The 12,878-nt window shown below is 49.7% G+C and carries 8 protein-coding genes and 1 tRNA gene; 4 read left to right on the top strand and 5 right to left on the bottom strand.

The annotated features are described in order from the left end of the window. Positions 1-48: 48 nt before the first annotated feature. Together Q4C79_RS00455 and hrpA are read right to left on the bottom strand one after the other, a co-directional pair. A complete protein-coding gene (locus tag Q4C79_RS00455; RefSeq protein WP_303089058.1) occupies positions 49-786 on the bottom strand; it encodes an alpha/beta fold hydrolase in 738 nt (245 codons plus the stop codon). Positions 787-960: 174 nt separating this feature from the next. Further along, a complete protein-coding gene (gene hrpA, locus Q4C79_RS00450; RefSeq protein WP_303089057.1) occupies positions 961-2,355 on the bottom strand; it encodes an ATP-dependent RNA helicase HrpA in 1,395 nt (464 codons plus the stop codon). Between the two features lie 159 nt (positions 2,356-2,514). Here hrpA and Q4C79_RS00445 point away from each other — a divergent pair. The 4 genes from Q4C79_RS00445 to yccS all read left to right on the top strand — a co-directional run bounded on the left by Q4C79_RS00445 (position 2,515) and on the right by yccS (position 7,383). Further along, positions 2,515-2,591: transfer RNA gene (locus Q4C79_RS00445), tRNA-Met, on the top strand. A gap of 265 nt (positions 2,592-2,856) precedes the next feature. Further along, the gene (locus Q4C79_RS00440; protein ID WP_303089056.1) at positions 2,857-3,588 is read left to right on the top strand and encodes a LytTR family DNA-binding domain-containing protein; all 732 of its coding nucleotides are present in this window, start codon (positions 2,857-2,859) and stop codon (positions 3,586-3,588) included. Between the two features lie 245 nt (positions 3,589-3,833). Further along, on the top strand, positions 3,834-5,111 hold the full coding sequence (gene waaA, locus Q4C79_RS00435; protein WP_303089055.1) for a lipid IV(A) 3-deoxy-D-manno-octulosonic acid transferase: 1,278 nt from the start codon (positions 3,834-3,836) through the stop codon (positions 5,109-5,111). 130 nt (positions 5,112-5,241) lie between these two features. Further along, the gene (gene yccS / locus Q4C79_RS00430; RefSeq protein ID WP_303089054.1) at positions 5,242-7,383 is read left to right on the top strand and encodes a YccS family putative transporter; all 2,142 of its coding nucleotides are present in this window, start codon (positions 5,242-5,244) and stop codon (positions 7,381-7,383) included. Between the two features lie 81 nt (positions 7,384-7,464). On the opposite strand, the gene Q4C79_RS00425 is transcribed toward yccS, so the two are convergent. The 3 genes from Q4C79_RS00425 to Q4C79_RS13160 form a co-directional block, all read right to left on the bottom strand. Next, on the bottom strand, positions 7,465-10,248 hold the full coding sequence (locus Q4C79_RS00425) for a calcium-binding protein (RefSeq protein ID WP_303089053.1): 2,784 nt from the start codon (positions 10,246-10,248) through the stop codon (positions 7,465-7,467). Between the two features lie 539 nt (positions 10,249-10,787). Further along, positions 10,788-11,294, bottom strand: a complete 507-nt coding sequence (locus Q4C79_RS00420) for a hypothetical protein (protein ID WP_303089052.1) — start codon at positions 11,292-11,294, stop codon at positions 10,788-10,790. 576 nt (positions 11,295-11,870) lie between these two features. After that, a complete protein-coding gene (locus Q4C79_RS13160; RefSeq protein WP_368492192.1) occupies positions 11,871-12,809 on the bottom strand; it encodes a hypothetical protein in 939 nt (312 codons plus the stop codon). Positions 12,810-12,878: the final 69 nt, after the last annotated feature.

Below are 12,878 nucleotides of genomic sequence, written 5' to 3'. Positions count from 1 at the left end.
TTTTGCACCGCTTGATTTAGTCGGGCATAAATAATGCCCGACCTACGGTTAGCTTTCTTTAAATTTTTTCAAAAACTCATTGATGGCAGTATTTACGGCATCCGGATTATCTATCGTAGACAAATGTCCGGCTTTGGGCACCCAAACGATTGGCAGTTTTTCCGTAGCCGCCCATTTTTTGCTTAATGTTTTGGCCGACCCTGCTTTATCCAGTTCACCACAGATAATTAAAGCCGGTACGTTCATCTCATAAGGCAAATCCAGATTAATGGCATCCCCCAAAGCTTTATAGCCTCGCACAGTTAATGCGATATACGCTTCCCGATCGGTTTCTTCCATCCAGGTACGCATCAGTTGCTGTCCTGCCGCAGTGCAGGCAGCAGCTTTAACCCCGGACTTAACCAGTAATCGCCAAGGCATCAGCTTGAGCAAGGTATGGGTGTTGGCCAGCGCCCATAGTTCGTATCGCTTGAAATAGTGTTTTTTAAGTGGTGCGGAATCCATAATAATGACACCGCCGGCAGCCTGAGGGTAGTTGTGCAAATAGCCTTGGATGACATAACCGCCATATGAGAGCCCAACCAGTATCGGTTTTTCAATGTCCTCGGTCTGCAAAATATCATGTAGCCGGCGGCTCAAGCCATCCACAGTGAATTCAGCCAAATCATAAGGTTTGGACTTTCCGTGTGCCGGCGGATCCCAGACAAACAGATTTGCCTGATCTTGAAAATATTCCAGCTGCGGCAGAAATAGCCGGTGATCAGCGGTTAAGCCGGGAAGCCACACCAACCAAGGCAGCTGAGGGTTAATCTCTTCGCTGAGCCAATAATGTATTTGACCGGCGCGGGATTGATGGATTCGGTGTTTGAGTCGGATTAATGGCATAGTTGTTGTGTGGTCGTTTATCGGTTTTTAGTCGGGCATAAATGTCCGACCTACGCGTTTTCAGACAGGCATTTTTCAGACGGCCTCCTCCACCGCCCCCAGTTCCAACAACACCTGAAACCCGTCATTGATATACCGCTGGTCGGGTGCTTCGAGAAACGGGAACGCCGCCACATCGCCCAGATTCAGCGCGGCCATGCGCAGGATTACTGCCGCCAGATTGCTGCGGATGATTTCGGGGTCGGTAAACGCGCTGCGTTGTTCAAAATCTTCTTCCGAATACAAGCGGATACACACGCCGGCGGAGACGCGGCCGCAGCGGCCGGAACGCTGGCGGGCGGCGGCTTGGGAGATTTTTTCCACATGCAGCTGCTCGACTTTGGCGCGGGCGGAATAGCGTTTCACCCGCGCCAGGCCGGTGTCGATCACATATTTGATGCCCGGCACGGTAAGCGAGGTTTCGGCAACGTTGGTGGCCAGCACGATGCGGCGTTTGCTGCCGTTGGGGTGGAAGATTTTGTGCTGTTCGGCGTTCGACAAACGGGCGAACAGCGGCAGGATTTCGTCGTGGCGGCGCAGCGGCGATTTGCGCAGGGCTTCGGCGGCTTCGCGGATTTCGCGTTCGCCGGGCAGGAACACTAAAATATCGCCGCCGCCCAATTGCGCCAGCTCGTCGGCGGCATCGACGATGGCATCGGCGATTTCGATTTCCGCTTCGTCTTCGTCTGCCGCGTGCAGCGGCCGGTAGAGGATTTCGACGGGATAGGTGCGCCCGCTCACTTCCAGCACGGGGGCGTTGTCGAAATGCTTGGAAAAACGCTCGGCATCGATGGTGGCCGAGGTGATGATGATTTTTAAATCGGGGCGGCGCGGCAGCAGTTGTTTCAGGTAGCCCAGCAGAAAATCGATGTTCAGGCTGCGCTCGTGCGCTTCGTCGATGATGATGGTGTCGTAGGCGGTGAGGTAGCGGTCGGTTTGCGTTTCGGCGAGCAAAATGCCGTCGGTCATCAGTTTCACATAGGCATCGCGCGAGGTATTGTCGTTAAAGCGCACTTTGTAGCCGACGGTTTCGCCGATGTTGCTGCCCAATTCTTCGGCAATCCGCTCGGCAACGGAACGCGCGGCCAGGCGGCGCGGTTGGGTGTGGCCGATTAAGCCTGCGGCGCCGCGCCCGAGTTCCAAGCAGATTTTCGGCAGTTGGGTGGTTTTGCCCGAGCCGGTTTCGCCGCAGATGATGGTGACTTGGTGGTTGGCGATGGCGGCTTTGATGTCGCTCAAACGCTCGTGCACCGGCAGCGTGCCGTCATACTGCGGTTTGGGCAGCGCGGCTTGGCGTTTTAAATAGATTTCGTGCGATTTGCGGTATTTTTCTTCGACTTTGGGCAAGCCGCCGAATTTTTTCGGATTTTTGAAGGCGGTTTGCAGGAAATGGCGGTCTTTGGCGAGGGTTTGGGATAAATCGGGGTGCATGGAAAGGGATAGAAAGTTCTGCTAAAACAAAGAGGATAAGATTATAGCAGAATGCCTGTCTGAAAGTTTTCAGACAGGCATTCCGGCAAAATCTCAAATTTTTCAGAATAAAAATTTGACAACCGAATAAAATCAGAATATAGTTACATTCTTCTCAGACGCGGGGTGGAGCAGCATGGTAGCTCGTCGGGCTCATAACCCGAAGGTCGTAGGTTCGAATCCTGCCCCCGCAACCAATATTTAAAAACACCGCCAAATGGCGGTGTTTTTTATTTATTTTGCTATTTCGCTTTTCTTTTCTTTAAAATTCCTAATGCATAAAATTATTCTGCTGCTTGATTATCGATTACATCAGTTAATATTTGACCACTATTGTTGCAAAAAGTGGCAATAATTTAATCTTTTTAAGGTTTATTGCTATTTGTCATACACTTGGGGATTGATATATACCGTTTATCGCGATACGATATACTTTTATACAACTACTATAAGCTAACGACTATGCCGAGCGCAATTATTGTTGAAGACGAGGTATTAGCTTCCGAGCGATTACGGGTGCTTTTGGAAGAATGCCAAGTCGTATTGCTGAAAACGTTCCATCATGCCCAACCTGCACTGGATTGGCTGAGCGTACATGAAGTTGATATTGTGTTTGCCGATATCGGTTTGCCGGAAATGAACGGCTTGGAATTTGTGGAACGTATCAAACGCGTGGCCAAAAAGCAGCCCCATGTGATTTTCACCACGGCGTATGAAGAACATGCGCTGCGTGCGTTTGAGCTGGCTGCTGCCGATTATCTGTTGAAACCGATTAAACTGGCGCGTTTGCAGGCGGCGCTGGACAGGGTGGGCGAAAAAGATGAAGAGAATGCCGACAGCTTCACCCACTTCAAAGTATTCAATCGCGACCGGATGGTGGAAATTCCTTGGCAACAAGCGCGCTATTTGTTGGCCGAACACAAAACCGTGTTCCTGTTTACCGGCGACGGTAAAAGCTATGAGCTGCCCAAAACGTTGGTGCACTGGGAAGAAGTATTGAACGACAAGGTGATTCGTGTACACCGTAATGCTTTGGTGTTCCGCCACACGCTTGACTGCCTGATCCGCTTGGATAATGACGATGACGAGGGCAACGCCAGCTGGGGCGCTCAAGTATTGGATGTGGCCGAGCCGTTGCCGGTGAGCCGCCGCCAATTGTCAGCCATTCGCAGAATCCTACGCGACGGCCAATAAACATTTGAATTTAAAATGAATGCCTGTCTGAAAAACAGAAGTTTTACCCAATCGGGCGAAGCTTATTTTTCAGACAGGCATTTCTTTTTATGCAGAAAGGCATACAATGTGGGGGAAACAGGCCATCGGCAGGGTATGTTTTCCCGCCGCTTATTCTCAAACGGTCTCAAAAAAGCCCGGCTGCCTACCGGAGCAACAGTAGTATTACCCGGCCTGTAAACCGTTATTGTTTAATTTGGTTGCTTATGAATCTTCCCTGGCTGTATACCCGTTTGTGGAGCGTGGCACCGTTTCTCATCCGGCGCTATCTGCGCAAACGGGCAAAGAAAAATCCGGCATACCTTGCCCATTGGGACGAGCGCTTCGGCTCATCCTTTTCCGGTGCGGTACAAAACCCGATTTGGATACATGCGGTATCAGTGGGTGAAACCCGCGCCGCACTGCCGTTGGTGCGCGAACTGCGCCGTTTTTTTCCGGAAACACCGATTCTGATGACTCAGATGACGCCGACCGGACGGGAAACGGCCCGCGCCCTCTTCCCCGATGTGCAATGCCGCTATCTGCCCTACGACAAACCGGAATACATCAAACAATTCCTCGAAGAACACCGCCCGGTTTTCGGCGTTCTGATGGAAACCGAAATCTGGCCGAACCTGATGCATGGTTGCCGTGCGCAAGGTGTGCCGCTGTTTCTGGCTAATGCACGCCTGTCTGAAAAATCGCAAAAAGGCTATCTGCACATCCGCACGCTGGTGGAGCCCGCGATGCAGACCTTAAGCGGCTGCTACGCGCAAACGGCAGAAGATGCCGAACGACTGCACTTAATCGGCGCTTCCAACGTGCACGTGTGCGGCAATACCAAATACGATGTTACCCCGCCGCCGGAAGCGGAAAACCGGGCGGCCGAATTTCGCGAAAAAATCGGTAGCCGGCCGGTGGTGGTATGCGGCAGCACCCGTTTTTACAAAGGCGAAGACGAAGCGGCAATGCTGCTGAAAGCCTGGCGCTCTTACCGCGGAGATGCCTTACTGGTGGTGGTGCCGCGCCATCCCGAGCGTTTTCAGGAAGTTTACGATACGGCTCAATCGCTGGGCTTTAAAGTGCAAAAACGCAGCGACCGCGAAGCGGTAGACAAGTCCACTCAGGTTTGGGTAGGCGACAGCATGGGCGAATTGTTTGCTTATTTTCTCGCCGCCGACATTGCCTTTATCGGCGGCAGCTTGGTCGATGCCGGTTGCCAGAATGTAATCGAATCGATTGCCTGCAACGTGCCGACCCTGTTCGGCCCGTCTACCTATAATTTCGCCGAAGTCTGCCGCAGCGCTGTAGCCGCCGGCGCCGCCAAGCAAATCGGTTCGGCGGAAGAATGGCTGACCATGACCCGCTTCTGGCTGGCCGACAAACAGGAGCGGCAACAATACGCCGATGCCGCTTCCTCCTTTGTCCGCCGCCACCGCGGCGCCAGCGCCCGAATGGCAGAATTAATCAGCGAAGCGGTGCAAGAGCGGTTGAAGGAAGCCTGATATTTTTCAGACAGGCATTTCACACTTATCTGCTCTTCGCCGCCCCCCCAAGATACAAGGCTTATTGAAGCGGCATGGAATCTGTTAAAATTACCTTTTCTTTCCCACCTCTCTATTACCGGAATCTGTCGTGAAAACGCCGCCCGTCAACCCCAAAGTCATCGCCACGCTACCGGTATTTCTCAGCGTCTGCCTGGCCGCGTTGCTGATCCGCCATTTCCATCTTACCCAAGAAGCGATCCCCTTGGTGCTCGGCATCATCGCCGGCGGCTTGGTCGATTTGGACAACCGCCTCACCGGCCGCCTGAAAAACCTGTTCTTCACCCTGCTCGCCTTCAGCATTTCCTCAATTTCGGTAAAACTCACTTACGGCCAACCGGTAACCTTTGCCGCCACCATGACGCTTTTGGCCTTTCTGTTTACCGTGCTCGGCACAGTTGGCCTGCGTTACCGCACCATTTCTTTCGGCACGCTGGCGGTAGCGGTATACACCACCTTAAGCCATCATCCGGGCGAAAACTGGTATACCAGCACATTAATGATTTTGATCGGCACCTCGATGTACAGCGTATTGGCGGTGTTGTGCCACATTGTATTCCCGCACCGGCCGGTACAAGAAAACATGGCCAACGCTTATGCCGCGCTCGGCGATTATCTCGATGCCAAAGCAGGCTTTTTCGATCCCGACGAAGTCGGCCAATTCGAACAGCAGCAAATCCGGCTGGCCATGAGCAACCACAAATTGATAGCCGTGTTCAACCTATGCCGCAGCGCCTTGTTTTACCGTATGCGCGGCCAACACCGCCATCCGCGCACCAGCCGCATGTTGCGCTATTATTTCGCCGCACAAGACATCCACGAGCGCGCCAGCTCCAGCCACATCCAATATCAGGATATGGTCGAAAAACTGAAAAACAGCGATTTGATTTACCGCTACCAGCGCCTGCTCGAGTTGCAAGCACAAGCCTGCCGCAATATTGCCGCCAGCCTGCGCGACAATGAACCTTATGTATACGACGAGCGCCTGGCCCGCGCCAACAAAGGGCTAAAACAATCCATCGAATACTATGCCGCCACCCATCCCGGCGGAGTAGACGTGCACGCACTGCAACGGCTGGCCGCCAATCTGCGCGGCGTAAACTACCAGCTCAGCCATTTGGAAAGCGGGCTAGATCAAGAACACGACAGCGAAGCCACCCGCATCGCCAATACCGAAACCAGCGGCCTGGCCAACATCATCCGCAGTATCCGCAGCCAGCTCACCCTCGAATCCGCCATTTTCCGCCATGCGGTGCGGATGGCGATCATTACCTTAGTATGCTGTGCCATAGTCGAAGGCTTCAATCTTTCGCTGGGCTACTGGATTTGGCTGACCGCCCTGTTTGTCTGCCAGCCCAACTACTCGGCCACCCAAAGCCGCTTGAAACAGCGGATTGTCGGCACCGTATTGGGCGTATTCGTCGGCTCGCTGCTGCCCTATTTCACCCCTTCGCTGGAAACCAAGCTGATCGTAGTCGTGCTGGCGACCACACTGTTTTACTTCTTCCGCACCAATAAATACAGTTTCTCCACCTTCTTCATTACCATCCAAGCGCTCACCAGCTTTTCCATCGCCGGCATGGATACCGCCGCCGCCCTGCCCTGGCGGGTGGTCGACACCATCATCGGCTGCGCCTTAGCGTGGGCGGCAGTTTCTTACCTATGGCCGGACTGGCACTATCTGGCGCTCAACCAAACCGGAGCCAAAGCAATTAAAAGCGAAGCCGGCTATCTGCGCAGCATCCTCAAGCAACTGGAAAACGGCAAGATTGACGATGTCGGCTACCGTTCCTCCCGCCGCAAAGCCCACGAATCCGCAGCCGCGCTCTCCAGTACCGTTTCCGATATGTCGAGCGAACCCGACAAATACGGCAGCAAACTGCAAACCGGTTTCAGCCTGCTGAAAATCAATTACTCAATGATGGGCTACATCTCGGCGCTCGGCGCCTACCGCAGCCAAATGAAACAAAGCGAAGACGACGCCGGATTCCTCGACCTGTTTTTCGCCGCCGCCTACAGCTTAACCGATTTGCTGGAAACAGCCGACATCCCGGATGAAGAAGCCTTCCGGCAAGAATACGAAACCCTGCAACACCAACTGGAACAATTGCAGGAATTGGCCGCCGACGGCCACAACGAACAAAGCAGCGTGTTGTGGCAGCAACTGGTGATGATGGCCAACCTGCTGAAACCCAGCCGCGAAGCCATCCAACAGGCCGAAGCACAGGCTTAAGCGTTTTGCTCGCACAAACAAAATGCCTGTCTGAAAAAATTCTTTCAGACAGGCATTTCTTACTTCAAGCCGATAACATCATCAAAGAATCGCCGCCACCTGCTCCGATGAAATTGTTTGATCTTTAAATGCAAGCTGCGTATGGCTATGCTGGCTGGTAAAGTAACTTTGTACCGATACCTGATCTTCCCCGCCAAACGCCTTAATCTGCAAATCGGAACCGGATTGGGTGAACACAACATCGGATAACTTCACATCGGCAAAGCTCAAAATATCCGCGTTTTCCAATTTATCCGAACCATCCTGCACCACATCTTGCCCATGGCCTTTGGCGAATACATAAGTATCGGAATTAGCGCCACCGATCAAAGTATCGTTGCCCAAACCGCCGTTCAGCGTATCTTTGCTGTTCCAACCATAAAGCGTATCGTCGGTATCGGTACCGCCGAGGCTGAATGATTTGGCGGCAATATCCTTTTGCTCCAACTTCTTATCGTCAAAGTTAAAGTTATACCAACGGGAGTAGTCATAATTGCGGTCGAAGTAATTGCTGAAGGCCACCGAATCTTCGGTGCCGTAGGCTTTGATGACCAGATCGTTGCCGATACGCAGGAACTGGGCATCGGTGGATTTCGCACCTTCGAACATCACATCATTGATATGCTCCGGATGCCATTGGTAGCTTTGGTCTTTGACCACATCCTGACCATGACCTTTTTGGAATACGTAACGGTCTTTGCCGTGGTCGCCGCCGGCCAGTGTGTCGTTACCTGCTCCGCCGGTCAGCGTATCATAACCGTCGCCGCCGGTCAGCGTATCGTTGCCTTCTGCGCCTTTCAAGATGTCGTCGCCTTCGTTGCCGTTCAGCGTATCGTCACCGGCTCCGCCGTTCAGCGTATCCTTGCCTGCTTCCCCGTGTAAGGTATCGTTTCCGGCAGCGCCTTCAAGAGTGTCGTCATTGCTACCGCCGTAAATGGTATCGTTGCCCAAACCGCCGTTCAGCGTATCTTTGCTGTTCCAACCATAAAGCGTATCGTCGGTATCGGTACCGCCGAGGCTGAATGATTTGGCGGCAATATCCTTTTGCTCCAACTTCTTATCGTCAAAGTTAAAGTTATACCAACGGGAGTAGTCATAATTGCGGTCGAAGTAATTGCTGAAGGCCACCGAATCTTCGGTGCCGTAGGCTTTGATGACCAGATCGTTGCCGATACGCAGGAACTGGGCATCGGTGGATTTCGCACCTTCGAACATCACATCATTGATATGCTCCGGATGCCATTGGTAGCTTTGGTCTTTGACCACATCCTGACCATGACCTTTTTGGAATACGTAACGGTCTTTGCCGTGGTCGCCGCCGGCCAGTGTGTCGTTACCTGCTCCACCATTGATCAAATCATTACCCCCACCACCATTCAGCGTATCATTACCCGCGCCGCCGCTCAGATAATTGTGGAAATCGTTGCCGTTTAATTGATCGTCTTTATCCGTACCGATGCGTACGCCCAGCTTATCCAACGAATCCTGCCCGATAAGCTTTTCGTAATGACTCAAGGTACCGGCGGCCTCAATACCCTCCATATATTGCGTGAACAATTCCGCCAGCCCGGCAATGCCGGGATCTGCGCCATCGCTGTATGCAACAAACTCCGCCAAATCTACCACCGCTTTTTCCGGATTTTTTGCATACACCTCTTGAAATGCCTTGTTCACACCGGTGTAGTCCAGCTTGAATTCATTGTTTTCAAGAGTAAAGCCAATTTCATTCAGATACGGCTTTAAGCGGGTTTGAAACAGCAAACCCTGATAAACATCTTCAGCTAGTTTATTGTAGGTTTTGGTGACCACCTCATAGAAATTCAACACTTCCAAAGCGGAGGTTACATAAATCGTATTGGATTTTTCGGCCGAGAAAGCGTCTAATACCGCGATTTTATTTAATACGGTGTTAATTTTATCAAGATATTCTTGCGGAATAACCAAACGCTGGGCTTCTTCAGCCTGCGCCTGAGTCAGCACGGTACCTTCATCTTCTGTTTGGATAAAAGGCGGCAGAAACTTAATACCAGAGGCAAACTGCGGGCTGGTTTTTGCCCAGTTGGTTATCAAATTGTCGAGCAGCGCTTTTTGCGCTTCGCGGGTTTCCGCAGCAGCATAGGCCTTTAATTCGGTTGCCAGCGCCGGAGTAAGCGCTGCGGCTTCGCGCAAATCGCGCAGCATACCTACCCCTTGCAGATTCGGCGCTAGCGCTTGCTCTTCAGTTATTTTCACGCTATCGCTGTAACGGCTGTACATCCGGTGTTCCGCCAGCAGCAAATCGGCCATTTTCTGGGTTTTACCATCTGTAGTGGTATAGCTGCCCTCACGCGCCATGCTGTTGCCGTTGCCCAGATGTTTGTCAACGTTTTGATGCTCCAGATCTAAAGATTGGATATTTAATTGCGCCAAAGTAAACAATTCATTGCTTTGGCTGGTACCGTCTTGATTCAGATCGCGCCAAACGCGCAAGTCGGCAAACTCCGCATCTTTGCTATCAATTACCTTATCGCCGTTGCTGTCGTAATCCGCCAGCGCCGCATAGCCGGTGGTCGCCAGCGTACCGTCTTTTAATACTTGGTTATCGCCAAACAATTCGCCGCCGTTATTGATTAAACCGTCGCCGTTTTTATCGATTACCAGCAAACCGTCATCAGGCGCCACCCAGCCGGTAGCAACTTGGATACCGTCTTTATCATGATCAAACATCGCGCCCTTGTAGCCATCGGTCTTTACCGTTTCAATGCCGTCGCCGTCTAGGTCGAGTACCAGCGGGTCTTTGGGTAGTTGGAATTTGCCGTCGCGGTTGAAATCTGTATACTCTCCCAAAGAACCATTAAATTTATCATACCAATAATCCCCAATATCCCTCACTGTAACGGGCCCATATTTTCCTTCATAAACTGAATATACCGCCCCACCAATAGCAATAGCCGCACCAATAACTTGCCCACCAGGTACAAACATAGCCATTGCTCCTGCTATATTTAATAAATCACCAGCAGTCAATTTAGATGTATCACCCTCATTCTGATAAATATTGACTCCAACTTGAGCCAATCCTAGAAATGTCCCCATGCCAGCCAGCTTCCCAGAGTAAGCGGTCCCTGATTGTGCATAACTTGCTGAATTTGCAACCCCTTCTGCGTAACTTACAGCTACGGAAGTTGCTCCTACAATAGTTGATCCTGTAGATTGGTTATTAGTAGCATAAGAGACGGACTGCCCTGTAGCCCCTGCAAGACTTGTAGCACTATTAACTCCGTATGTAAAAACCGCTCGACCTGCTCCAGCCATAATTAAGCTCCTATTTCATTATCAAAAGAAAAAACAAAACTATTACCACTCAAAGAGACCAAATCCACTTCTCACTTAAATTTATCTTTATTTTTATAAAAATAAACACAAAAAACAGCAACAAAGGACATCACCAAAAATAATCTTATAAAATATTGATCATATTTCAATAATCTAAACTCACTCAAATACTCCTGCTTACCCAATTGAAATTCGCTAACATTTTCTTGAACATCTCTCCAAACCATATGTTTAACAATAACAATATTTTCTGAGTTACGATATAAGCCACTCAAAACTTTATCCATTTCAAGTTTATTCACCTTTATCGGAAATTTATTTTCACAAAATTCCTTACCTCTATAATCCACAAGGTTTCTACAGAATGCGATATATTGTTTCTTTTCATATTCAAAGGAAATTCTCGATCTTTTTCCTCCAAAGTAATGCAATTGAACATTTTCTGCTTTTATATATTTTTGCTGTATAGGAGTTAAATAAGAAGGAGAAAGTAACGCTATTAATGCCCACAAAATAAGTAGAAAAATATTCAACAAAATATAGGTGGATTTTTCCATATAAACATCCCCAATGATTATTACTTATCCAAACAAAATAACTATCTAATCCTAAATTTATTACCTTAAAATCAATCCATATTTCAAATTAAATATATCGTAATCATCTGCTCCCGCTGCGCCTGTAGCCATTTCAAGACTCCTTAGCGTTTTTTTAAAGCAACACAACAACAGTAGATATCACTTTTATCCCATCTAAAATACCACCCCAAACCATTAACCCTGACACAACTCACTATGCTATATAATTATGCAATATAACAACCATTGGATTTTTAATCAAATATTTTTAAGAAAACAATGCCTTTAGTTATTTGTCGTACAGAAACGTTATAAAAATCACTTTTCCTACAACAATGCCTGCCTAAAAACATCATTCAGGCAGGTATTGTTGATAAAAATTAACTTTAAATAGCATTTTCAAAAAATTTGAACCGTTGAATAAAACCCGGCCATCGAATACGCCGAATTCAGCCTATCATGGTTTCATTTCACTTTCGTTGCGCTGCTGCGTCTTCATCCCGTTTAATAAAAATATAAAATGCCTGTCTGAAAACCTTGCTGCCTCTGTCGCCTTCAGGCAACCAACAGGGTTTTCAGACAGGCATTCTTTGTATTATCTTTGCCGTTGCCCAAATGTTTATCAACGTTTTGATGTTCCAAATCTAAAGATTGGATATTTAATTGCGCCAAAGTAAACCATTCATTGCTTTGGCTGGTACCGTCTTGATTCAGATCGCGCCAAACGCTCAAGTCGGCAAATTCCGCATCTTTGCTATCAATTACTTTATCGCCATTGCTGTCGTAATCCGCCAGCGCCGCATAGCCGGTGGTCGCCAGCGTACCGTCTTTTAATACTTGGTTATCGCCAAACAATTCGCCGCCGTTATTGATTAAACCGTCGCCGTTTTTATCGATTACCAGCAAACCATCATCAGGCGCCACCCAGCCGGTGGCAACTTGGATACCGTCTTTATCATGATCAAACATCGCGCCTTGGTAGCCGTTGGTCTGAACGGTTTCGATACCGTCACCATCCAGGTCGAGTACCAGCGGGTCTTTGGGGATATGAAATTTGCCATCGCGGTTTTGATCAAGCCAATCTCTAAAGCCCTCCCAGCCCCATTCTCCTAATTTTGATCCACCCCATCCACCTAATGCGCCAACTGCTGCTGCTCCTACAAGTGGAAGCCAGCCTACTCCCCCTGTCAATACACCAAAGAGCACACCCGCTCCAAATCCAACATGCCCACCAGCCCAGCCCCCAGCTAAACCTCCAAGAAAAGATGATGAGCTTTCACCAACTTTATCCCATGAAGCTTGATCATTCTGTTCAATTGCCTTCGCCCAAGCACTACCCATCGTTAGAGCACCCAGTGCTGCCGTTGCACCATTACCAAATTTTCCCGCTTGATCCGCCAATCCTTTAGCATTTTCCGCTTTATCAAGTACTTTTACTGCATTTCGAGCATAAGTCGCATCATTAAACTTATTCGCATTAATTTGTTTTTGCAAACTGCTTTGAGCGTTCCTTATAAAAGCATCCTGTGCTGACCCAGCAGGAAATTTCTGTGAGGCTTGCGT

Origin of the sequence: Neisseria sp. (assembly GCF_030523955.1) — a bacterium.
Classification (GTDB): domain Bacteria; phylum Pseudomonadota; class Gammaproteobacteria; order Burkholderiales; family Neisseriaceae; genus Neisseria.
The sequence above is the reverse complement of the archived record's forward strand: the minus strand, read 5'-3'. Positions and strand labels throughout refer to the sequence as shown.